At 37.3% G+C, this 23,421-nt stretch carries 20 protein-coding genes and 1 tRNA gene; 10 read left to right on the top strand and 11 right to left on the bottom strand.

What is annotated here, in order from left to right:
• Positions 1 to 219 precede the first annotated feature (219 nt).
• The 4 genes from aspS to A2003_RS00510 all read left to right on the top strand — a co-directional run bounded on the left by aspS (position 220) and on the right by A2003_RS00510 (position 4,454).
• The gene (gene aspS, locus A2003_RS00525; RefSeq protein ID WP_004950367.1) at positions 220 to 2,001 is read left to right on the top strand and encodes an aspartate--tRNA ligase; all 1,782 of its coding nucleotides are present in this window, start codon (positions 220 to 222) and stop codon (positions 1,999 to 2,001) included.
• Between the two features lie 160 nt (positions 2,002 to 2,161).
• Complete coding sequence (locus A2003_RS00520) at positions 2,162 to 2,383, top strand: hypothetical protein (RefSeq protein WP_004908914.1); 222 nt, start codon at positions 2,162 to 2,164, stop codon at positions 2,381 to 2,383.
• A gap of 5 nt (positions 2,384 to 2,388) precedes the next feature.
• The gene (locus tag A2003_RS00515; RefSeq protein ID WP_151830110.1) at positions 2,389 to 3,255 is read left to right on the top strand and encodes a lysophospholipid acyltransferase family protein; all 867 of its coding nucleotides are present in this window, start codon (positions 2,389 to 2,391) and stop codon (positions 3,253 to 3,255) included.
• 95 nt (positions 3,256 to 3,350) lie between these two features.
• Entirely contained in the window at positions 3,351 to 4,454 is a 1,104-nt protein-coding gene (locus A2003_RS00510) for a glycosyltransferase (protein ID WP_279680864.1), read from the top strand.
• On the opposite strand, the gene A2003_RS00505 is transcribed toward A2003_RS00510, so the two are convergent.
• From A2003_RS00505 to A2003_RS00455, 11 genes are all read right to left on the bottom strand, one after another.
• Positions 4,449 to 5,219 carry a glycosyltransferase family 25 protein gene (locus tag A2003_RS00505; RefSeq protein WP_151830189.1) on the bottom strand — a complete coding sequence of 257 codons (771 nt, stop codon included), beginning with the start codon at positions 5,217 to 5,219 and terminating at the stop codon, positions 4,449 to 4,451. The two genes, A2003_RS00510 and A2003_RS00505, sit on opposite strands and share 6 nt — an antisense overlap.
• A gap of 9 nt (positions 5,220 to 5,228) precedes the next feature.
• On the bottom strand, positions 5,229 to 6,008 hold the full coding sequence (locus tag A2003_RS00500; protein ID WP_151830188.1) for a glycosyltransferase family 25 protein: 780 nt from the start codon (positions 6,006 to 6,008) through the stop codon (positions 5,229 to 5,231).
• 77 nt (positions 6,009 to 6,085) lie between these two features.
• Complete coding sequence (locus A2003_RS00495; protein WP_151830187.1) at positions 6,086 to 7,000, bottom strand: glycosyltransferase family 32 protein; 915 nt, start codon at positions 6,998 to 7,000, stop codon at positions 6,086 to 6,088.
• 54 nt (positions 7,001 to 7,054) lie between these two features.
• A complete protein-coding gene (locus tag A2003_RS00490) occupies positions 7,055 to 7,813 on the bottom strand; it encodes a glycosyltransferase family 25 protein (RefSeq protein ID WP_004697713.1) in 759 nt (252 codons plus the stop codon).
• Between the two features lie 14 nt (positions 7,814 to 7,827).
• The gene (locus A2003_RS00485; protein ID WP_286686671.1) at positions 7,828 to 8,823 is read right to left on the bottom strand and encodes a stealth family protein; all 996 of its coding nucleotides are present in this window, start codon (positions 8,821 to 8,823) and stop codon (positions 7,828 to 7,830) included.
• Between the two features lie 27 nt (positions 8,824 to 8,850).
• Positions 8,851 to 9,606, bottom strand: a complete 756-nt coding sequence (locus tag A2003_RS00480; protein WP_004950347.1) for a hypothetical protein — start codon at positions 9,604 to 9,606, stop codon at positions 8,851 to 8,853.
• A 166-nt stretch (positions 9,607 to 9,772) separates the two neighbouring features.
• A complete protein-coding gene (locus A2003_RS00475; protein WP_126132318.1) occupies positions 9,773 to 10,933 on the bottom strand; it encodes a nucleotide sugar dehydrogenase in 1,161 nt (386 codons plus the stop codon).
• A 142-nt stretch (positions 10,934 to 11,075) separates the two neighbouring features.
• On the bottom strand, positions 11,076 to 12,002 hold the full coding sequence (locus A2003_RS00470; protein WP_004950342.1) for a branched-chain amino acid transaminase: 927 nt from the start codon (positions 12,000 to 12,002) through the stop codon (positions 11,076 to 11,078).
• Positions 12,003 to 12,028: 26 nt separating this feature from the next.
• On the bottom strand, positions 12,029 to 14,776 hold the full coding sequence (glnE, locus tag A2003_RS00465; protein WP_039047054.1) for a bifunctional [glutamate--ammonia ligase]-adenylyl-L-tyrosine phosphorylase/[glutamate--ammonia-ligase] adenylyltransferase: 2,748 nt from the start codon (positions 14,774 to 14,776) through the stop codon (positions 12,029 to 12,031).
• A gap of 72 nt (positions 14,777 to 14,848) precedes the next feature.
• On the bottom strand, positions 14,849 to 16,120 hold the full coding sequence (locus tag A2003_RS00460; RefSeq protein WP_286686670.1) for a sensor histidine kinase: 1,272 nt from the start codon (positions 16,118 to 16,120) through the stop codon (positions 14,849 to 14,851).
• Positions 16,121 to 16,732: 612 nt separating this feature from the next.
• Positions 16,733 to 16,819 (bottom strand) — tRNA-Leu (locus A2003_RS00455).
• 180 nt (positions 16,820 to 16,999) lie between these two features.
• Here A2003_RS00455 and queA point away from each other — a divergent pair.
• From queA to secD, 6 genes are all read left to right on the top strand, one after another.
• Entirely contained in the window at positions 17,000 to 18,037 is a 1,038-nt protein-coding gene (gene queA / locus A2003_RS00450) for a tRNA preQ1(34) S-adenosylmethionine ribosyltransferase-isomerase QueA (protein WP_286686669.1), read from the top strand.
• Positions 18,038 to 18,050: 13 nt separating this feature from the next.
• On the top strand, positions 18,051 to 19,079 hold the full coding sequence (locus A2003_RS00445; RefSeq protein ID WP_112987466.1) for a hypothetical protein: 1,029 nt from the start codon (positions 18,051 to 18,053) through the stop codon (positions 19,077 to 19,079).
• Positions 19,080 to 19,156: 77 nt separating this feature from the next.
• Entirely contained in the window at positions 19,157 to 19,726 is a 570-nt protein-coding gene (locus A2003_RS00440) for a LemA family protein (RefSeq protein ID WP_004908965.1), read from the top strand.
• A 162-nt stretch (positions 19,727 to 19,888) separates the two neighbouring features.
• A complete protein-coding gene (gene tgt, locus A2003_RS00435) occupies positions 19,889 to 21,019 on the top strand; it encodes a tRNA guanosine(34) transglycosylase Tgt (RefSeq protein ID WP_286686668.1) in 1,131 nt (376 codons plus the stop codon).
• Between the two features lie 111 nt (positions 21,020 to 21,130).
• Positions 21,131 to 21,460 carry a preprotein translocase subunit YajC gene (yajC, locus tag A2003_RS00430; RefSeq protein ID WP_004908970.1) on the top strand — a complete coding sequence of 110 codons (330 nt, stop codon included), beginning with the start codon at positions 21,131 to 21,133 and terminating at the stop codon, positions 21,458 to 21,460.
• A gap of 51 nt (positions 21,461 to 21,511) precedes the next feature.
• Complete coding sequence (gene secD, locus A2003_RS00425) at positions 21,512 to 23,413, top strand: protein translocase subunit SecD (RefSeq protein WP_004964104.1); 1,902 nt, start codon at positions 21,512 to 21,514, stop codon at positions 23,411 to 23,413.
• The last annotated feature ends 8 nt before the right edge of the window (positions 23,414 to 23,421 follow it).

The following is a 23,421-nucleotide window of genomic DNA, read 5'->3' as shown; positions in this document are numbered from 1 at the left end:
ACAGGGTTAATACTATTTACTGCCTCATGTTTAGTCCTATTATTTTTAGATCGAAATAAGAACTAAAGCTCATTTTAATTAAAAGCGGATGTTTAAGATTCTGTTAAAGCATTAAGACTTGAGACTATACGTTCAACAAGGCATAATCTCCCCTTCATTGGTGCTGCGCTGTTTACGCATTCACCTTCTAGCCAATATAGTTTGGATAAATAATTCAATATGATGCGCACTCATTACTGTGGCTCTTTAACTGAAGCCCAAATCGATCAAACAGTTACTCTATGCGGTTGGGTTCATCGTCGCCGTGACCATGGCGGTGTGATTTTCCTTGATATGCGTGACCGTGATGGTTTAGTTCAAGTCGTTATTGACCCTGATACACCAGAAGCATTCGCTACTGCGGATAAAGCACGTTCTGAATTTGTTTTAAAAATTACAGGTCGTGTACGTCGTCGCTATGAAGGTACTGAAAATGCCAACATGGTGAGTGGTCAAATTGAAGTTTTGGCAAAAGAAATCGAAGTGCTTGCTGCTTCTGAAACTCCGCCATTCCCATTAAATGACGAAAATACCAATATTTCTGAAGAAATTCGTTTGAAATATCGTTTCTTGGACATCCGTCGTCCTGAAATGTTAGATCGTTTACGCTTCCGTTCTAAAGTTACTAACTTAATTCGTAACTATTTCGAAGATCACGGTTTTCTAGACGTTGAAACACCTATCTTGACTCGTGCAACTCCTGAAGGCGCACGTGACTATTTAGTACCAAGCCGTGTTTCAAATGGTAGTTTCTACGCGCTTCCGCAATCACCACAATTGTTTAAACAATTGTTGATGGTCGGTGGCATTGATCGTTATTACCAAATCGCGAAATGTTTCCGTGACGAAGATCTACGTGCAGATCGTCAGCCTGAATTTACACAAATCGACGTTGAAACATCGTTCATGAGTGACGATGACATCATGGACTTAATGGAAGGCTTAACAGTTAAAATGTTCAACGAATTATTGAATGTAAAATTCGATAAATTTGAACGTATGACTTATGCCGACGCAATGCGTGATTATGCTTCTGATAAACCAGATATGCGTATTCCATTGAAATTGGTTGACGTTGCAGACTTGATGCAAGACGTTGAGTTCAAGGTTTTCGCTGGTCCTGCAAAAGATCCTAAAGGTCGTATTGTAGCGTTACGTGTTCCTGGTGCAGGTTCACTACCACGTAGTGCGATTGACGAATACACTAAATTCGTAGGCATCTACGGTGCTAAAGGCTTGGCTTATATTAAAGTCAATGAACTTGAGAAAGGCATCGAAGGTCTTCAATCACCAATCGTTAAATTCATCGAACCAATCGTACTTGACCTACTCAAACGCGTTGGTGCTGAAAACGGTGACATCGTATTCTTTGGTGCAGACAAGGCGAAGATCGTAAATGACGCGATGGGCGCTCTTCGTGTGAAAATCGGTCATGACTTGAATCTTGCAACGTGCGAGTGGGCTCCACTTTGGGTTGTTGATTTCCCAATGTTCGAAGAAACTGATGATGGTAAATGGACATCTGTTCATCACCCATTCACGCTACCAAAATCAAGTGTTGAAGAAGTGAAGAGCAATCCAGGTGCGGCATTGTCAGTTGCATACGATATGGTATTGAACGGTACTGAAATCGGTGGTGGTTCACTTCGTATCTATACACTAGAAATGCAAAAAGCAATTTTTGAAGCTTTAGGTATCGGCGAAGAAGAAGCGGAAGAAAAATTCAGCTTCTTATTGAACGCATTACGTTATGGTGCGCCTCCACACGGTGGTTTGGCTTTTGGTCTTGACCGTTTGATCATGTTGATGACTGGTGCATCTTCAATTCGTGATGTGATCGCATTCCCGAAAACGAAGACTGCTGAATGTCCATTGACTCAAGCTCCAGCTCCTGTTGAAGCAAATCAATTGCGTGACTTAGGCATTCGTTTACGTGAAAAGCCGAAAGCTGAAGAAAAATAATCTGTAGTTTTATGGATTAAATAAAAACCCTGTCTCGTACAGGGTTTTTTTATGGCTATCAGATCTCCTCCTTTTGGAGAGCGTTGGTACGATAATTTATACTTTGAGAATATCTATGCTAGTGGCATAATGAACTGCTTTTTATTGAGAGGTCATTGTTATGGCAATGCGTCCTGATGTACGTCGACATGCAATTGTGATTATTGTGTTTTCTTTGGCACAATGGTTTTTTATGCGCTATATCTTAGCAAATGAACTTTTCAATATGACGACCAATGAACGCATTTTATATTTTTGCGTTAGTAGCTTAGCAGGTGCACTTCTAATCTTTGTCGCCCTCATTTATATGGTCCTCAAAGGCAACGCGAATAAACAAGATTAATCGCAATGTCGTTTTATACCACTTTACTCCGTATTCTACCTTTAGCATTTTTGCGCAGTATTGCAAAAGTGGCGGCTTACTTTATTAATCAAAATCCAAATAAAAGTATGCTTTGGAAAACACGGGTAAATCTAAGTCTTGCTTATCCAGATATTCCTGAGAGTGAGCGTGAAAAGCTTGCTAAAGAAAGCGTAACGAAGCAATGTTTAAGTTATATCGAATCTGGGAAATGCTGGGCAATGCCTCCAGAATGGAGTATCCAGCAAATAAAGATGGTTCATCATTTAGATGTACTAACAAATGCATTAAATGATCCCCGAGGCGCTTTAATTATTACCCCTCACCTCGGTACATGGGAAATGATGAATGCGTGGGTACACCAATATGGTATTCCTACCATTATGTATAAACCCATGAAAGACTCAGGATTTAATGCTTTTGCTTTACATGCTCGTCAACGGTTAAACGCGACACTAGTTCCAACTGATGCCAACGGTGTTAAAGCATTATTCAAAAACCTCAAACAGGGTGGTTTCAGTGTAATTCTGCCAGATCATGTTCCGCAACCCTCTGGTGGTGTCGTGGTTCCTTTTTTTGGAGTTCCCTGCTTAACCAGTACTTTAGCCAGCAAAATGGCACAAAAAACTCAATGCCGTTTAGTGGGATTAAGTTGTTTCCGTAGAGAGGATGGTGAAGGTTTTGAGGTCTACTGTGATGATCTCAATGATCCTGAACTCTATGATCGAGATATAGAAGTTGCGACAACTGCATTAAATAAAGCGGTAGAGCAAATGATCAACCGCTTTCCAACTGAATACATGTGGGGGTATAAAAGATTTAGGGGGAATAACAATAATTACTATATAGTTTAATAACGCGTAAACTATCGATCATCAAATATTTTTCGACAATCATATTGAATGATAATTTTAGCTAAAATTCCTTACTTATTTCAGGCAAGATACAAATGAAGAAAATTTTATTTATACAAGATGCTCTATATGGTGGCGGTGTAGAAAGAATTACTATTGATATTGCCAAAAAATTTATTGATTTAGGTTATAAAGTAAGTTATGCAATATTAGACTCTTCGAATATCGGAATGCAACTACCAAAAGAAGTAAAACAAATTAATATTGATGTAGATTCTTACTTCATGAGTGGAAACTTATGGAGGAATAAAAATAAGATCCTTGACAAAAACAAACAAGAAGAAATCCAAAATATAATTAAAACAATGAATCCTGATTTATTATTAATAGGACATTATAGATCACTTTGGCTATCTACTTTCATTGAACATCCAAACACATGGTATTGGATTCATGGTGATATTATTCATTTAGAAGAAAAACAAACTAACAATCTATTTAGATATATAAAAGAAAAAAGAAGAATATATATTGAAAGAAAAATTTTTAACAACTTATTTCACAATAAAAATATTTTAGTAGTAAATCACGACATAAAAAATACATATAAAAAATACAATCCAAATATAAAAATTAAATGTATTCCCAATGGAATAGATATAAATAGACTAATATCATCAATACCAGATATTACAGAAAAAATATGGGATACTATTTTTGTTGGTCGCTTATCAAAAGAAAAACAACCTGAAATATCATTAATTGCCTTTGCTAAAAGTGGATTAAATGGAAGAATGGCTTTCGTTGGAGATGGAGATTTACTTGAAAGTTTAAAACAACTCGCTCATACCTTAAATATTGAAAATCGTATTGACTTTTTAGGTTGGAAAGAGAATCCTGCTGCCTATATTAAGCAAAGTAAAACACTAATCTTAAGCTCTCTAACGGAAGGCTCTCCTCTAGTAATTGCAGAATCTATTTCACTTAATGTCCCAGTGATCGCATTTAATTGTTCATCAGGAATCCGCTACCAATTAAATTCTATGGAATTACAAAAAGGTCTAGTTGAGCCTCAAAATATAGAAAAATTGGCACAGAAATTATTTGAAATTACTCATTCCCCTTACCAAATAACAGAAGAAGATAAGTTAAGATTAACTATTGACCATATGTTTAATGAGTTCTTAAATATTTTATAGCCGTATAATCAACTTAACGCGAAAAGGAATCTGAGTAAGTCTACTATATATTCTTAACAACTCCCTCTGCATTTTCTTTAATATCGATATTTTTTGTTTTATTCTCACGTTTTTTCTCCACTGTAATGTACTATTAAATTTTTGATGTGTAGGGTTCAATATACAATCCTGAATACACAATGCAGGATTTATTTGGTAAATAGAGAGACTCCCCTCATTAAAATAAAATTTAAACATAATTTGATCAATATGATCTAATCTATCTAAGTTTAAAACATATTGATATAAATCACGTGCAGCCTTATTTGAGAGAATATACCCCCCCGTACCTAAATGATAACATCTGAGATTAGATAGAATATATTTATTAAATTCAATATTTATTTTATCCAATGAAAGTAACACACTATCAATCGTTTTTTCTATTTTTATAAAATCCACATTATGATTAATCCAATCACTTTTACTTAGAAAAAAATGTGCATCTTTACTTAAATAAATATCATCTTCAAATATTGCAATATAGTCTATATTTTCATCAAATGCTTTTTTCCAAAGAGAAACATGACTCAGCAAGCAACCAATTTCCCCCTCACTCAAACTACAATTATTGATATTAATTTTTAAACTATCGGCAATCAAATCAATTTTATGTGGTTCAATCGCATCAAAAAACTCAAATGCAATCGCTTTTTTTCCAAATTGCTCTTCTATATGGATTCTACGATCAGTAGCAGATTTTAAACTAATGACAAAATTTTCCACTCTTCTTCCCTACTTAAACCCAACGGTTTTAAATAAAATAAAATTTCTGATTTGTTGAAAAATCCGACTTAACTCTAAAAGAATTTTATCCACCCCAGTCTTTTTATTATATTTCATCCTAACTTGGCGCTCTTTATATAAATGACTGGCAAATTTCACACTATCTTTTGTTGAGTAAAGTGTCACATCTTGAATACATAAAGCTGGTTTCATTTGCAAGACAGATAAAATTTTATATTGAACCAATTTCTCAAACATTAAATGGTCTAGAGCAATTAATTTATCCAACGATTGGATATAGTGAAGTAATTTTTTAGCACCATGTAAAGAAAGAATGTAACCAGCAGTACCAAGGTTCTTACTTTTAAGCTCAAAAAGTCCTCTGTTTGGCTCACCATCAAACATTTTAACCTTTTGCCCAAGAGCAACTTTGTTAGTAAATTCTTCAATCTTAATAAGATGCCAATTAGAATCAACCCAAGAATTATCGGTCAGAAACTCTTTAACATTCTTACCTAAATAAATATCATCTTCGAAAATAGCCATATGTGGAATATTCTCGCTAATCATTTTATTCCATAGGTAAACATGACTCATAAAGCATGCTATCTCACCTTTTGTCAAAAAAGTATCATCAACTCGTAAGCCAAGCTGATTAGCAAACTCTCTCGCAGGATCAGGTGTTAAGGCATCAAAAAACTCAAAATCTATACTTTTTTTACTGAATTCATTAAAAATATGAGCTCTACGTTCATGTGCTGTGGACAAGCTAATTACAATTTTTTTCATAGGATCAGAATCTCTTGCATCATCTATATTCTAATGCCTTTTAATTAGACTTTCATTAGAACTCTTTTAATCCATTGTTAAAAAAAATCAATAAACGAGTCGTTAAAATACATTTTTTTACTGTAATAACGACTTAATATTCCCCTTTCTTTTCCTGCCAGTTTGATCAGTTTAGGCTTTTCAACTGGCGGATAATTGAGGGCAAGATCAATCAACACTTTTTCTTTCATCCATTTATTTTTTACTTGATAGAAAAAAGCATTCCGATCACAGTTAATCAAGGTCATGCTCGGTAAAGTGGTACGCATAATTTTTTGGCAGGCAACATAAGCAACTAAATATTCTAAACGACCTATCTCTTGAAAATAGTCCTGATAATTTTCGTTATTTTCTTTAATCTGCTGAATATAAACCTTTGGTGTTAATTCTATAGCTTTAAATAACTCCTCAAACCAAGACTTAAAAAACATATTTTTGGCAGAACTTGCCAATAACCAATTCTCTAAAACAGGAAAGTCTGAGCAAGTAGTATTTTTCTTTCGATAGTAAGCAAAACTGTTAGTTTGATGTTGAGCAACTAACTTTTCAATCCAATCTAGATTTTCATAAACAATTGTACTGGCATCTAACCATATCCCACCGTGTTGATAAATTAATTCAAATCGAATGAGATCAGCTTTCTGTTGTGGTGTCGCATGCTTTAAACGACCATAATCAATATCACAAAACTCTTTGACATTATTAGGTGTTAGAAAGTTTACAACATAGTTTGGATTGTTCTTTTTTATATTATCAACGCACTTCTGCACAAACTCAGGGAGTGAGCCTTCCCAATACATCCAGATAATTTTGGGAATAACCGCATTTTGCTGACCAGGATTGAGAACGATCAGGTCCGCGTAGTTATCTATTGACTCATTTATTTCTCTTTTTTGGTTTGAATACATTGTATAAAATTTCAAAAGATAGAAGAGCTTCTTAAAAAACTTCATAAAATGTACTCAACAAAATAAAGAAAATTATTTATTACAGTCTATAACTAGGACTCAAGACATTAAATGTTTAATTGCATAAAAGCGATCACGCCACATACGCTTCTGCTTCTTAAATCCATGAGAAGCACTTCGATTCTCAAGTTGCTTCCGTTTGATACCTTGAGCAGCAACAGTACCTAAAATATCACTATCCAGACCTGCTGGCTGCACAAATGGCTGCCAAACACCAAGCCCTTTTCCTGTTTTACTTAACCAACTTTGGAAGAAAATATCGACTGGAACGGTCATGATTTTACCCAGTTGTACAAACTGTTCAGCTCCTTTTCGAGACCAAACCAAGCCTACACCACGTATTGGGAAATAATATGCATGCCACAAGGTATAATGATCAAACTCAACAATGTCTTTTGCTAATTTTTTCTTTTTAGCAGCAATATTGACGGTATACCAATCCAACTCTTTATGTTGATCTAAATAACTTAATAAAGATTCAAGCTTCTGTTTAAAGTTAGGCAACACTTCAATGTCATCTTCTAAGACAACTAAATAATCGGCATCCGTTTCTAGAAATTTTTCAGCACAACCGTAGTGACTTAGATAACAACCCAACTCAGAATTCATTAAACTACGCCCTAATATTTTCTGAGCAGCAAGATCATCGTAGTTTTCAAATTCAGATAAGGCTTTACCTCGCCCATCATAAGCAGAGAATCGGCTAAAATCCCATCCCGCTTGATTGAGCTGAGCTGTCGCACTTGCTAAACGTTGGTCACTGCCGTCTAAATTAATAAGATAAGTCACAACTTTCATTTGCTTTCCTTCGTTTAAACCGCAGTAGTCGGTTGAATTTGGCTGGGTAAAAACCCTGTAAATTTTTGAATCAGTGCGGCTCGGATGCGTCCTTCAGCTAATGATTCCAATTGATCTAGACTTTGTATACAGCCAAATTTAATCTCAGAATTAGATAAAGCTAATATAAATTTTTCCAAATCACGACCATCTTTTAAATAAGCAATATCAATATCATCTTTTAAAACGGCTTGATCAGATTGAATTGCTAAATGATTAGACAATCCCACTGGTAACAATTGATCAATGTTCCTAAATTTGAACTGAATTTGCTGGTCTAAAAGCTCTTTATTATTCTTAAAGAAAGTACTGAGCAAATCACGACTGAGAATATGAGGGCGATGATGAATTTCGTAATATCTGGTCATTCCCACGCGATCTGCACTCAACATTTGAGCCGTTGAATATTTCGCTTCAGCTACCTTTCCAAAATTCTGCTGTAAGAATTTTCGGAAAATATATTTCATTTTCTTGATGAGTGTTGCTTGCCAATGTCCATATATCACCATCTGACCATCAATAAGAAAATCACTTAAATCAGACTGTTGATTGAAAAAGAAATCATCATTCAGATAAATAAAATGATTTGAAATCCCTTCAATATTCCACAACATACTTTCAATACTTAATGAATTGAATGTCGGTAAAGCAAACTCATAACCACGGAATAATTCTTGATGATCAACGATTTTTATTTTTTCAGCAGGACATAAACCTTGCTGGGAAAATTGGTCTAACCACAAAGGTGTTTGCTGATCCGTCACGACATAAATCGTGCCTGCATATGGAACATACTTAAGAATTGAGGCGATGCAGAAATAGATTTCATCGTTACTTGCAAAACGAGTATCATCCAAAGCATTTGATGGTTCGTTTTGATTCATAAATTGACGGCGTTTATTTTTCAGAGAGATATCATTCCCATCAACCCATGCGATGACGATATCAAGCGGATATAAACCCTGATTCATAAATCAAAACCTTCCATAAATACAGATTTACTGCCAAGCATCCTTGATCCAATCTGATGGCAATACATAACGATACCATTTACCACCACCGCCATTGATTGCATCAGGTGGATTAATTTCACCGTGGAAAATAATAATCTTAACGCCTTCTGGTTTTACTGGTGCTTGAAAATAAGCAAATGGAATTTTTCTTAGACAATGATATTTATAACTTTTACACCACTGATCATTCCAATAACTCAATTTTCCTTCTTTGTGAACAAACCAAGATAAATAGGCTTGCTCATTACGGAATTTCTGACGGATTTCATCAAAGTTTTCACGAAAATACGGCAAAATATCAGGAAAAGCCCCTAACTTAAAACGATAAACAGAACTATTCCCTGTAATACGCCAAGGTCGCTTCCAGTCATGAATAATCAGAAACTCACCTGGTTCTTGGAAGAAGCAATCTATATTATCTACGATGACAACATCGAGATCTAAAAACAGTGCATTGCCTTTTAAACCATACAGATCAGGTTCAAAAGTTGAGAGTTTATTCCACCCACGCTCTGGACTTCCTGCAGGCAAATCTAATGGAGGAATCGGGAAGCATTGTACATTCGGATCAATACCTTCTGTACGATCCGTTAAGCACACCATTTTAAAAGGTAAAGTAAGATGGCGTTGCACCATATTATATAAACGATTGACATACTCGGCACCGTACTTGGTTCCCCATTTCATGCACAAAATAATATTGTCTTCATGAGCTGCCGAATCTTGTTGAATGTCTGCCATCTGCTAACCTTAAATGCCTTAGATATTATTTTAAATGCGCGGAAAATAATCCCAAATCGTCAAAACAATATGCACTGAATGTTGAGCTATCTTAGCATAGACCTTGTAACTTTTTTTATTATTAATTCGTCAAACCCTTCAAGCCATTTATGTTTTTATCACCTGATCAATTGATACCAAATAAATCTCGAGTGTAGATTTTTTCCATGACATCACTGAACATCGGCACCATACGATTGACAATAATCAGATCAGAAGCCGATTTAAATTTTTGTAAACTACACATCACTGGATGCCCCAAATACTCTTTAACATCCAAAGTAGGCTCATAAATCACAATCTTTATACCCTCTTGAGCAAGTCCTTGTAATACATCATGAACAGCAGATTCTCTAAAATTATCTGAATCGGCTTTCATCGTTAGGCGAAATATCCCCACACATGAAACATTATGACTCTTAATATCTTCAATGATCGCCTGTTTGCGAGTTTGGTTAGAGCGAATGATCGCTGAAATCAGCTCTTGAGGAGTATCATCATAATTAGCTAAAAGCTGTTTGGTATCTTTAGGCAAGCAATAACCTCCATAACCAAAAGAAGGATTATTGTAGTGATCACCGATGCGTTGATCCAAACCCACACCCTTAATAATATCCAAAGCACTTAGTTTATTTTTTATACAATACGTGTCCAGCTCATTAAAAAATGCTACTCGCATTGCCAAATATGTATTTGAAAATAGTTTAATGGCCTCAGCTTCAGTTGAGTCAACACAGAGTAAAACTGCATCCTTTCTGACCGTAGCTTTTAAATACAATTTCGCAATCTTTTCTGCGCGTTTAGATTTTTCACCTACGATAATTCTAGATGGGTAGAGATTATCTTGTAAGGCCTGCCCCTCTCTCAAAAACTCTGGAGCAAAGATTAAGTTCTTAAGTTTCAGCTTATTCGAAATTTCTTTGGTATAGCCCACAGGCACTGTAGATTTAATAATCATCAGCGCTTTTGAGTTTATTTTTTGAATATCATCGATGACAGATTCAATACTAGAAGTATCAAAATAGTTGGTTTCAGAATTATAGTTTGTTGGGGTTGCAATAATAATCAGCTTAGCATCCTGATAAGCACGCTCTTTTTCAGTCGTTGCCTCAAGATGCGACTCAGTTAAATAGTGTTGTATGCAAGTATCACTAATCGGCGAAACTTTTTGATTTAATAACTTTACACGACTTTTATCAATATCTAGTAAAACCACATCATGCTGCTTAGCAAACAATAAGGCATTTGATAAACCCACATAGCCAGCACCCACTACAGTAATCTTCATTCGTTCTCTGATTTTATTCTTGATCTTAGTGACCAAGCTAAAGAAGTTAGATGAAAGATGAATGATGATTTAATTACAATCTATTGACATTGTTTCAATAAAAAAGCGAAGCTCATGCTTCGCTTTCTTCGCAGAGTTTTACTTATTTAACGTAAGTTAACCAATCTGCATATTTATCATTACGACCTTGGACGGCATCAAAGAAAGTCTTTTGAATTTCTGTAGTAATCGGACCACGTGAACCACAACCAATTTGACGGTCATCATACTCACGGATTGGTGTTACTTCAGCAGCAGTACCTGTGAAGAATGCTTCATCAGCGATATAGAATTCATCACGTGTGATACGGCGTTCGATCACTTCATAACCTAAATCTTTAGCAATCGTGATCACCGTTTGACGTGTAATTCCTTCTAATGCACCACCAGCCAAATCAGGTGTATGTAATACGCCATCTTTGATCAAGAATACATTCTCACCAGCGCCTTGGCAGACGAAACCTTGAGGGTCAAGCAACATTGCTTCGTCATAACCTGAACGTGCGACTTCTTGGTGTGCCAAGATAGAAACTGTGTAGTTACCACATGCTTTCGCTTTACACATCGTCACGTTTGGATGATGGTGAGTGAATGAAGAAGTTTTTACACGAATACCACGTGCCATCGCTTCTTCACCAAGATATGCGCCCCAACCCCATGCAGCTACAGCAGCATGAATCGTGTTATCTGTTGCAGCAATACCAAGTTTCTCAGAGCCAATCCAAATTAATGGACGAAGGTAGCAAGACGCTAATTTATTTTCACGAACAACGTCAATTTGTGCTTGTTCTAATGTCGCTTGATCAAATGGAACATTCATTTGATAAATTTTTGCTGAATTTAATAAGCGCTTAGTGTGATCTTGCAAACGGAAGATTGCTGTACCATTTGGGGTTTCATAGGCGCGGACACCTTCAAAGACGCCCATACTGTAGTGTAGTGTGTGAGTTAAGACATGAATTTTTGCATCACGCCAATCCACTAATTTTCCATCTTGCCAAATAAAACCATCACGATCAGCCAAACTCATCGCACATACTCCATTTTTTTACACAATCATTCACTTTCCAATGCTATTGCACTTGGATCAATTAACCTTTGCCATAACTTGCAAACGATCTCGCGGGTATCGTGCCAATCCGCAGCATTAACTTGCATAGATTGATTTGCAAGTGCTAAACGGTGGCTCTCAGCTCGTTCACGGAGATAAGCGTGTATTAATGCTGTGGCATCTTCACTGGATAAGCAGCCTGCTTTAGCAGCATCTTCTAGAATTCTTACATTATCGGAAAAATGGGCGAGATCTGTATTCGTCCCACTCCATGCAAGCACTGCATACTGTGCCATAAATTCGATGTCAACGATACCACCTGAGTCCTGTTTTAAATGAAAAATCCCATGTTTTTTTTGCTCAGAAGATGAACCCAAATGATCTTTCATTTTCTGACGCATTTTTAACACTTCTTCACGTACCTGATTTTCATCACGAACCTGAGTTAAGATTTGACAGCGTACCCGTTCAAATTGCTCACATAAACTTTTCTCACCTGCAATTGAACGTGCACGAACGAGCGCTTGATGTTCCCAAAGCCAAGCACTTTTTTGTTGATACTGCTCATAAGCTTTCAGACTCGTCACCAACATCCCTGCTTCACCAGACGGTCTTAATCGGGTATCAATTTCATAGACCCGACCATCAAGTGTTTGAGTAGTCATCAAGGACATAAATTTCTGAGCAACACGGATCGCAAACTCTGCACCACTGATCCCTTTACGTCCGTCAGTCTCTGTTTGCTCTTGAAAATCATGAATAAATACTAAATCCAAATCAGAACCATAGCCTAACTCGATACCACCTAGCTTGCCATAACCAATTACGGCAAAAGCTTGCGCATCCAAACTACATCGTTGACCCTGACTGTTGACAGGGTAACCATGACGTTGCGCAATCGCTTGATAAGCTAAATTTAAAGTCGCTTGGACACATACTTCAGCAATATCTGTTAATGCATCTGAGACTTTCATTAAATGACTTTCAGCCAAAACATCACTGGCAGCTACAGCGAGTACGTTGCTCTTTTTAAACAATCTCAATACTCGCATTTGATCTTCAACCTGATCAATTTCAATGCGCATTAATTGTTGGCGTAAGGAATCTTCTAAATCTTTGCGTTGAGGCAACCCAAAGTCCATCGAAAGAAACTCATCCAACAAGACGGGGTATTGCGTTAACTCTTCACAGATCCACGGGCTTACTGTCGCCATTTTTACTAAACGCTGCAAAGCACCACGGCTTTCCATTAACATGACTAAATAGACAGTTCGTCGTAATACAGACTCAACCAAGGGCATTAATCGTAATAAAGCCATTTGAGGTTGATCTGATTGTAAAATGGCTTCGACTAGATGAGGCCAAAATTTCTTAAGCCGTTCTAAAGCACTCGCAGGAATTTTACGTAGTGCTTGCCCATGCCAAAAATTTTGGATCAAGTTTTTAGCATCATCATCCAGAACTGCATTCAGACGTTGTTCTAGTTCTACAGAATCATCTATGGGAGCAGAGAACTCTTTTTCTTGAATGAGTTGTTTAAACTGAACTTTGACTTTATCTCTTTTTTGATTCAGAACATTTAAGAAAGAATTCCAATCACTAAAACCCAAGGTATCTATCATACGTTGGCGCAATTCAGGTTCAGACGGTAGAGATTGAGTTTGTTGATCATTTAATGCCTGAATTGCATGTTCAACTCGTCTTAAAAACAAATAAGCATCTTCAAGATCAAAAACAGCTTGCTGATCTAATAATTCAGCATCACCCAAATGATGCAAGTTAACTAAACATTGTCGATCTTGCAGCTCACGTCGGGAACCACCATAGATCAACTGAAAAACTTGCACGATAAACTCGATCTCACGTATTCCGCCAGCGCCTAATTTAATATCATCTTCGATATTACGGCGTAGAACCTCTCGCTCAATCATGGCTTTCATTTCACGCATCGCAGCGAATGCAGAATAATCAACATAACGCCGGAAGACGAATGGACGAGCCATATCCATCAAATCTTCACCTTCTTTTCCACCTGTAATCACACGGGCTTTAATCCATGCATAACGTTCCCATTCACGCCCATGCTGGCTCAGATATTTTTCCAAACCTGTATGACTGATCGCTAAAGCTGAACCGTCACCCCACGGACGTAAACGCATATCCACACGGAAGACAAAACCATCCGCAGTGATATGGTCCAACAGATAAATTAACTTCTGTCCCCACAAAATACAGAATTGCTGAACATCAATACATTTACGACCATTGGTCTCACCTTGCTCATCAAAAGCAAAAATCAGATCAATATCACTGGATAAATTCAGCTCTTTTGCACCAAGTTTCCCCATTCCAATGACAATCAAATCCTGAACCTGACCTGAATAACCGATTGGCTCACCGTGTTTAGCAATCAATGGCTTTCGCGCAAAATCTTTCGCAACACAGATACAAGCATCAGCAAAATCAGAAAGCTCTCGAGTCAGTGTCACCACATCAGTTAATTGGTTTGCATCTTGCCAAATCCAACGAAACATTAACTTGGCACGCAAAATACGCAATGCCTTCATCCATGCTTGCTCATCAGTCTGAACTGCAACCGTTTCTTGGACGGTTTGGTGAATCGTTTCGGTAGATAAAGAGGTTGAAAATTGATCTTTGCTATAGGCTTGTTCTAATTCTGATTGGTATAAATTTAAAACTTGTTCTGCATATTGGCTTGCAACTAAGGTTTTATGTAGCTGTTCCGCATTCATATAAAAAAGCTCAACTGATGTCAGGTCATCTCTAGTAGTTATATCAGTTACATCGTTATCTTTAAAATCACTTTAGACTAATTTCGCTTTCGATTTATGTTGTTCGGTAGATAATTCAGCATTTTGGCGTTCAGCAGGTAAGCGAACTTTAAAGACGGTGCCCTCACCTTCTTGAGATGTCACACTGATTTCACCATGGTTCAGCTCAACAAAACGCTTACACAAAGAAAGCCCTAAACCCGCACCTTTTTCACCAGCTGTGCCCTTTAAACTCACCGTCATACGTGGTTGAAATAAATTCTGTATCTGTTCTTCTGTCATTCCCAAACCAGAATCTTTCACTCGTATTTCCACGAATTCGCCCTGAGGTTGGGCTTGAATATAAACTTTTCCTGCGCCATCCGTATCCGTAAATTTCAATGCATTTGAAACAAGGTTTTGGATCAAAGAAGTCACCATATTCATATCTGCATAGACTTTAAGACTCTCATCTACTTCATTGATCAATTGGATATTTTTCTTCAACGCTAAGGTTTTTAAAATATCGGTCACGATATCGGTAATTTGTCTTAATTTAAAATTTATTGGGTGATATACAAAACGCCCACCTTCAGCCATTGCCCAATTCAACAAACTTTCCAACAGGTTGTAAGTCGACTGTGACGTCTCATAGAGATAGTCAGCGATGTTTTGGATACTAGATTCATCCAATGTATCGCGCTCTTTAGCCAAAATCTCTGAAAAACCCAATAAACCATGGAAGGGAGCGCGTAAATCATGGGAAATAATAGAAAAGAATTTTGTTTTGCTAAAATTTAATGCGGACTCTTGTTCATATAATTCTTTGAGTTCATCGTGATTGAGTTTCAATTCAAGTTTTTGCATAAAGCTTTTACAGTGGTCTTGTAAAAGTTGTTTCTGGACTGCACTAAAGTCTCGAACAGCTTCATCAAACAAAATTAGATAACCTAAAGAGGTCTGATCTGGATGCCTCAGATGAACAGCGACAAGGGATTGTGCTTTAGATTTCAACGCATGTACAAACGAAAGTAAATTTGAATAATGTGGATGAGCTTCATCAATAAAATCATTATTTACAAATAGAGTATTCAAACTTTTCGTGACTTTTGTAGCGTCAATTGCAGTCAACTTTTCTGAACAGTGATGCCAAAAATAAGGCTCTTGATGAAAAATAAGTAAAGCTTTACCGACTTGCATTAATGTTTTATTGAATTGTAAGAACTGTTCAAGCAAATTTTGCTCTGAAGTGAGACCCAAAGAAAGAGAAATTTTACAAGCACTTAACTTGTCGGTTTGCTGTAATTCTAGTAATTGAATAGCCATGCTTGCCTCTCGGATATTATCGTTATTCGGTTATTTACGTTTTAATAAGAAAAAATGTGAAAACTATCACTACTATTAACAAACTTTAACATAAAAGGCAATTCTTGATTAGATCAATTCGCAACAAAACGTGAAATTTCATTAAATTTAAACGTATTGAATTATGTATCGAAGATTTATTTTTAGCTACATGTTGAATGTTTAAATCATCATATATTTCTATTATCGCATCTGATCATAGTAAAAAGACTTTATGGGTATTCTTTAATGAACTAATTAACTTCAAGATGGCTTACCTTTTCAGAACACACTAAAGCCTGAGCAGCACAATCCTTTACAATCTTCTCTTTGTCTTATTCATAATAATTGTCGATATAATCAGTTATCGCTACTCACTGCTCTCTATAGAATTTCCATCTATGAGTAAATATTTTTGCTTTATCTAACCGAGCAAAGAGCTGCAAGATCGTTAAAAAAATTAGTCATACTTTTATATTAAATCTAACATTCAATCCTCTTTTATATTTATTGTCTGAATAAAATTTTAAATTAAAAATGATTTGGCATTAAAAAACCCCAAGCCTTTAATACCAGCTTGGGGTCTTTGAATCTTGGTCCCGAGGGTCGGACTCGAACCGACACGTCATCTCTGACAGCGGATTTTGAGTCCGCCGCGTCTACCAATTTCACCACCTCGGGAAGAGTGCGATGCTTTGTGTTGCGTATGATAACCTGTTTGATTTTATTGTCAAACCCCATCTTTAACTTATTGTTCACTTTTAAATCATTCAGTTATTTTTCTTAGGAAGTTATCAGCAGCTCAGCGCAAAAATACAAAAAAGACTATACTACGCACAATTTCTGCAATGTTTTAGATGTATGCAACTTTCAGACTTTTCATTTGATCTCCCTGATGAACTTATAGCTCGCTATCCTCTAGAAAGCCGTAGCGCTTCGCGTTTACTTCATATCGATGATCAAGGTCATTACCATGATCATAGCTTTACTGATATTTTGGATTTATTAAACGAGGGTGATTTGCTCGTATTAAATGATACCAAAGTCATGAAGGCTCGCTTGAAAGGTAAACGTGCAACTGGTGGGGCAATTGAAGTTCTTGTTGAACGTATGCTGGACACACACACAGCTCACTGTCATATTAAATCAAGTAATTCACCTAAAGCTGGTGCAGAACTTTATATCGGTGAAGATTCAGTTCCAGTTACGGTACAAGGTCGCCATGAAAACCTGTTTGTGGTTGAGTTTTCACAACCGATTTTATCGGTACTTGATCAATACGGTCAGCTCCCTATCCCTCCTTATTTCAATCGTGAAGCAGAAGAAATTGATACAGAACGATATCAAACAGTTTTCCACGATCCTGAAAAAATTGCTAGCGTTGCTGCTCCAACAGCAAGTTTGCACTTTGACCAAGATTTATTAGAAAAATTAGCAGCAAAAGGTGTGCAAAAGACATTTGTGACTTTGCATGTCGGTGCAGGCACATTTATGCCAGTTCGTACAACAGACATTACCAATCACATTATGCACAGTGAATGGTGTGATGTTCCACAATCCACGATTGATCTTATTTTAGAAACCAAAGCACGTGGTAATAAAGTGATTGCAGTCGGTACGACAGCAACTCGTGCATTGGAAAGCGCGGCTCAAGCAAATGATGGCAAAATTGCTGCATGGACAGGTGATACCCAGATTTTCATTTATCCAGGCTACCAATTCTGTATCGTCGATCGTTTGATTACCAACTTCCATTTGCCCGAATCAACACTTTTAATGCTTGTTTCTGCGTTATCAAATCGAGACAACATTTTGTCGGCTTATGAGCATGCAGTTAAAGAACGTTATCGTTTCTTTAGCTACGGTGATGCTATGCTAATAGACAAATTAATCGTTTGATTTAAATACGCTTATGCCGATCGATACAGTACAACAAGCATTACATATAAGACGTAAAAAAAATGCTCAAGTTTTTCGCAATATCGCTCGGCTGTGGGAAGCGGGACAATCATCACACACGGATCAAGCATTATTAGATGCCTTGCATCCGTGGCGTGAAGATCACAGCCTGCGTTTTTTTAATATTTTGCCTTATTTATTGGCAACAATTAGTCTAAGTACTTTAATCTTTGGATATTTTCTACACCCCCATCTACAATTTATTTGGAGTTTTTTGGGTGCTTTTTTGACAGGTTTTCTTGCTTATCTGCTTTATGAGTCAAAACAACCACTTGAACAAGTGATTGAATATTTAGAACAAAGAATGATTCAACTTCGTTATGGTCTGAACTTCCAACAACTCCCTGCTTATCTTCCGATTCAGGCGCAACCATTACTTGTAATAAGTAAATTGAAGCAATCTTTCCCACTGTTTAATCGTGGAACTGAATCAAATGAAATTACACATTATGCTTCTACCGTTTGGGACGATGGAACGACTAAACATCAAGTCCTGATTTTTAAATACCATTACGTAACTGAAATGCCAATTTTGCAAGATGGCAATAGCGATAAAAAAATCGTCAAAGAAATCCATAAAGATTTATGGGGTGCTTTTGTTTTTCAAATGCCGAATTTGGGCATTGCTGTTAGTGATCAGCGCTCTCGTTTTTTTGAACCGTATACTCGCTCATGGCAAAGCAGTGATATTTTAATTAATCAGAAACTCAATATTTTTGGTCTAGATCAGCATCAACTTGCAAAAAGTATTAGCCCAAGTTTGACACTCAAGTTACATGATTTTTTTGAACATTTTTCAGGTGATTTAATTTATCATCATGAAGAACAGATTTTATGTTATCTCGGTGAACAAGATCTTTTCCGAATCACGAGTAAACATGATGCAATCCACGATATACCAGCATTGAGAGGTCATTTACGAACCATGACGATGCCTGAATATCAGCGTTTCCAACAATTGATGCTTAATTTAATTCAATAAATAGCCGATAAATCTTTTTAGAACAAAGATAAATGGAATATACGCTGTTCCATTAAGGCAACAATAACGAGGTAATCATGACTGGTTTAATTATTTTCTTGGGGATTTTTGTTCTTTTGATTGTATGGGGCATTCATATTCGCAATACGATTGTACGCTACTTTAATGCGACCAAACGTGCGTGGTCAGAAGTGGCTAATTTTGAACGTCAAAAAGTTAAAACGCTTGAATCTTTAGAAACGACCTTGAGCCGTTACACTGAGTTTGAAAAATCAACATTAGAAAAAGTAACTGAGCTTCGTCAGCAAATCCTTAATTTAAATGTTAATGATACTGATATTTCTCAACTACAAAGCATCGAAAAAATGAGCAAAGAACTCATTCGCAGCCTCAACGTTGTTGTTGAAAATTATCCTGAGCTGAAAGCAGATACGCTGTACAGCAAAATGATGGATGATATTCAGGAGCAAAATGAAAATGTCGGTGCTGCTATTACGATCTTTAACCGTAATGTTGAGTTATTCAACAATCACATCCAGATTTTCCCAAATAATTTGATCAATACAATGACATTATCCAAGAAAGAAATTCGTCCTTTCAAAGATAATTTAGCGACTGATAATTTTGACTATAGACCAAATTTTTAAAAGTAAATTTAAACATTTAAAAGCCAATTTCAGCTTTATCTTGAAATGGCTTTTTTATTTTTTCTCTATAGCTACATTTAGTAGTAGAACTACACACCATAATCAAGGAAAATAGCCGTTTTTGATCAGCGAACTGTTTTTTCGCCTTGATGGATTGGTGTCATGCAATTTGAAAAATTAAGTCAGTCGGGGCGCGCCCGTCGTGGTCGACTCACTTTAGAACATGGTGTTGTTGAGACACCTGTATTTATGCCCGTTGGTACTTACGGTACTGTAAAAGGCATGTTGCCTCGTGATATTGAAGAGATTCAAGCACAAATTATTTTGGGTAACACCTTCCATTTATATTTACGCCCTGGCTTAGAAGTGATTAAAGAGCACGGCGGTCTGCACGAGTTTATTCAATGGGATAAACCAATTTTGACTGACTCTGGTGGTTTCCAAGTATTTAGCTTGGGTGCAATGCGTAAAATCAAAGAGGAAGGCGTGACTTTCCGCTCTCCAATTGACGGTTCAAAAGTTTTCTTATCTCCTGAAATTTCGATGGAAATTCAGCACGTCTTAAATTCAGACATCGTGATGATTTTTGACGAATGCACACCTTATCCAGCAACACATGAAGAAGCTCAGAAATCATTACAGCTTTCTTTACGTTGGGCAAAACGTTGTAAAACCCACCACCACGATGAACTTAAGAATAAAAATGCATTATTCGGCATCATCCAAGGTGGTATGTACGAGGATTTGCGTGATGAATCTCTTGCAGGCTTACTCGAAGTCGGTTTCGATGGTTATGCGATCGGAGGTCTCTCTGTAGGTGAACCTAAAGAGGAAATGATCAAAGTTCTTGATTATTTACCAAACAAAATGCCTCAGGATAAACCTCGCTATTTGATGGGTGTAGGTAAGCCAGAAGATATCGTTGAAGCGGTTCGTCGCGGTGTTGATATGTTTGACTGCGTAATGCCTACCCGTAATGCACGTAATGGTCATTATTTTGTCACTGATGGTCTGGTAAGAATTCGTAATAGCAAATATCGTCATGATAAAGGACCTTTAGACCCTCATTGCGACTGTTACACTTGTAAAAACTTTACTCGTGCTTATTTATATCATTTAGAGAAGTGCGGTGAGATGTTGGCATCGATGCTCGGTACGATTCATAACTTACGTTATTACCAACGCCTTACTCAAGGCATGCGTGATGCTTTAGATAATGGTACGTTTGACGAGTATGTTCAGGACTTTTATGCCCGTCGTGGTTTAGAGGTTCCACCCTGCCCTGAAGATTAATGTATAAGTAAATGCATCAAGATTTGCGCCTAAACGCAAGACAAGGTACATTGCAAAACGAATTGGAATTTAATCGTAATTTTTCGCTTTATCTTTTATTAGGAAATTAAAATGAGCTTTTTCATTTCTACCGCTCACGCTGCTCCTGCAGCAGCTCAAGGCCCAAGCTTAATGGCAAACTTATTGATGATTGCTGTTTTTATTGCAATCTTCTATTTCTTGATCTGGAGACCTCAAGCTAAACGTGCGAAAGAACACCGTTCTTTGATCGAAAGCTTAGGTGTAGGAAGTGAAATCGTTTTTGCTGGTGGTTTAATGGGGAAAATCACGAAGCTTGATGGTGACTTCGCTGTTGTTGAGTTAAGCCGTGGCGTAGAAGTAAAAATCCAACGTGCAAGTGTCATTTCAGTATTACCTGAAGGCACACTAAATAACCTTTAATCATAAAATAGTCGTGCCTCAGCACGACTTTTTCATTTAAGAAGAAAACGAATGCGTTACCCTGCATGGAAATATTTACTGATTCTCGTCGTTCTCGTGATCAGTACGTTATATGCACTTCCAAGTCTGTATCCTGATGAACCTGCTGTCCAAATTTCTGGTGCAAAAGCAGGGACACAAATTGATCAAACGGTTGTGCAAAAAGCTGAGCAGATTCTGAAAGCTGCCAACATCAGTAGCCATGATAATAGTTTCACCAACAATGCGGCATTATTACGTTTAGACACTTCAGAAGCTCAATTAAAAGCGAAAGAAGTGCTACGTCGTGATTTAGGTGAAGACTACGTGGTTGCACTTAACCTTGCGCCAACCACACCTGAATGGTTGCAAAAGATTGGTGCAAAACCGATGAAACTCGGTTTGGACTTACGCGGTGGTGTACACTTCTTGCTCGAAGTCGACATGGATAAAGCGATTAGCCAACGTATGGAAACATCGGCAACTGATCTGCGTCGTCAATTTCGTGACAACAAAATCAAATTTAATAATTTAGCACTGAATAACAATACCATTACTGTTCAGTTTGCCAATACAACTGACCGTGATGCAGCAGCAGATTTCTTACGTCGAAATGGCAATGAGTTCACACAGCAAGCACTAGCAAGTACAGATGGTGCTTTACTAAAACTCAACTATACAGATGTTCGTCGTCAAGAAATTCAATCTTACGCGGTGAATCAAAACTTAACGACCCTACGTAATCGTATTAACGAGTTAGGTGTTGCTGAAGCATTGGTACAAACTCAGGGTAGCAACCGTATCGTGGTTGAGTTACCTGGCGTTCAAGATACTGCTGAAGCAAAACGTGTCTTAGGTCGTACAGCAAACTTAGAATTCCGTTTGGTTGCTGATAGTAATGATCAATATATTGACCCATATACAGGAAAATATAATGGTCAGCCGCTTCCTCCAGGCACGGAATTATTTGCCTATGAATCACTGGATAGTGGCCGACAGCTTCTGTTAAATCGTAACCGTATTTTGACAGGTGAACGCGTTCAAAATGCAAGTTCTGGTTTTAGCCAAGACTCTGGTGGTGCAGAAGTTAATATTACGTTAGACACTGCTGGCGGTAAGCTCATGGCAGATGCAACACGTAATGCTGTTGGCAAACGTATGGCTGTATTGTTTATTGAAAATAAACAAAAAATTAGCTATGTCACTGATCCAGCTACAGGTACTCAAACAGAAGTCCGCACACCGTATACTGAATCTGTTGTGATCAATGCCGCAACTATTCAGGCCGTTTTGGGTTCACAGTTCCGTATCACGGGGCTTGACTCTCCACAGGAGGCGGCTGAACTGGCGTTGATGCTTCGTGCAGGTGCCTTGGCTGCGCCAATGTACTTCGTGGAAGAACGTGTGGTTGGTCCTAGCCTCGGTCAAGAAAATATTGATGCAGGTGTATTATCGACTCAGATTGGTTTCATTCTTGTTGCAATCTGGATGGTGGTATTCTTCCGTTTGTTTGGTGTAATTGCGAATTTCGCTCTGGTATTTAACCTTGCGATGATTCTTACTGTTATGTCTTGGTTAGGTGCTTCCCTTACCCTTCCTGGTATTGCAGGTATCGTGATTGGTATCGGTATGGCTGTCGATGCAAACGTTCTGATCTGTGAACGAATACGAGAAGAAATGCTGTGGGGTGCCTCTCCAAAACAAGCCATTGTTGCGGGTTATGATCGAGCCTATAACACTATTTTTGACTCGAACTTAACGACGTTTATTGTTGCATTTATCTTATTCGCTATCGGTACAGGCCCTATTAAAGGCTTCGCTGTGACGCTTATGATTGGTATCGTATGTTCGATGTTTACTGCGATTACAGTAACACGTGCGATCGTACAACTCATTTATGGCAAACGCCGTAATTTGACTAAGTTGAGCATTTAAGGAGATTC

This window comes from Acinetobacter sp. GWC1_38_13, from assembly GCF_001767535.1.
GTDB lineage: Bacteria > Pseudomonadota > Gammaproteobacteria > Pseudomonadales > Moraxellaceae > Acinetobacter > Acinetobacter junii.
This window is presented reverse-complemented; position numbering and strand designations above follow the sequence as displayed.

Bases quoted from the DNA above. Each gene is read 5' to 3' on its own strand.
- aspS (WP_004950367.1), top strand. From the start codon at position 220: ATGATGCGCACTCATTACTGTGGCTCTTTAACTGAAGCCCAAATCGAT.
- A2003_RS00520 (WP_004908914.1), top strand. From the start codon at position 2,162: ATGGCAATGCGTCCTGATGTACGTCGACATGCAATTGTGATTATTGTG.
- A2003_RS00515 (WP_151830110.1), top strand. From the start codon at position 2,389: ATGTCGTTTTATACCACTTTACTCCGTATTCTACCTTTAGCATTTTTG.
- A2003_RS00510 (WP_279680864.1), top strand. From the start codon at position 3,351: ATGAAGAAAATTTTATTTATACAAGATGCTCTATATGGTGGCGGTGTA.
- A2003_RS00500 (WP_151830188.1), bottom strand. From the start codon at position 6,008: ATGAAAAAAATTGTAATTAGCTTGTCCACAGCACATGAACGTAGAGCT.
- A2003_RS00495 (WP_151830187.1), bottom strand. From the start codon at position 7,000: ATGAAGTTTTTTAAGAAGCTCTTCTATCTTTTGAAATTTTATACAATG.
- A2003_RS00490 (WP_004697713.1), bottom strand. From the start codon at position 7,813: ATGAAAGTTGTGACTTATCTTATTAATTTAGACGGCAGTGACCAACGT.
- A2003_RS00485 (WP_286686671.1), bottom strand. From the start codon at position 8,823: ATGAATCAGGGTTTATATCCGCTTGATATCGTCATCGCATGGGTTGAT.
- A2003_RS00480 (WP_004950347.1), bottom strand. From the start codon at position 9,606: ATGGCAGACATTCAACAAGATTCGGCAGCTCATGAAGACAATATTATT.
- A2003_RS00475 (WP_126132318.1), bottom strand. From the start codon at position 10,933: ATGAAGATTACTGTAGTGGGTGCTGGCTATGTGGGTTTATCAAATGCC.
- A2003_RS00470 (WP_004950342.1), bottom strand. From the start codon at position 12,002: ATGAGTTTGGCTGATCGTGATGGTTTTATTTGGCAAGATGGAAAATTA.
- glnE (WP_039047054.1), bottom strand. From the start codon at position 14,776: ATGAATGCGGAACAGCTACATAAAACCTTAGTTGCAAGCCAATATGCA.
- A2003_RS00460 (WP_286686670.1), bottom strand. From the start codon at position 16,120: ATGGCTATTCAATTACTAGAATTACAGCAAACCGACAAGTTAAGTGCT.
- queA (WP_286686669.1), top strand. From the start codon at position 17,000: ATGCAACTTTCAGACTTTTCATTTGATCTCCCTGATGAACTTATAGCT.
- A2003_RS00445 (WP_112987466.1), top strand. From the start codon at position 18,051: ATGCCGATCGATACAGTACAACAAGCATTACATATAAGACGTAAAAAA.
- A2003_RS00440 (WP_004908965.1), top strand. From the start codon at position 19,157: ATGACTGGTTTAATTATTTTCTTGGGGATTTTTGTTCTTTTGATTGTA.
- tgt (WP_286686668.1), top strand. From the start codon at position 19,889: ATGCAATTTGAAAAATTAAGTCAGTCGGGGCGCGCCCGTCGTGGTCGA.
- yajC (WP_004908970.1), top strand. From the start codon at position 21,131: ATGAGCTTTTTCATTTCTACCGCTCACGCTGCTCCTGCAGCAGCTCAA.
- secD (WP_004964104.1), top strand. From the start codon at position 21,512: ATGCGTTACCCTGCATGGAAATATTTACTGATTCTCGTCGTTCTCGTG.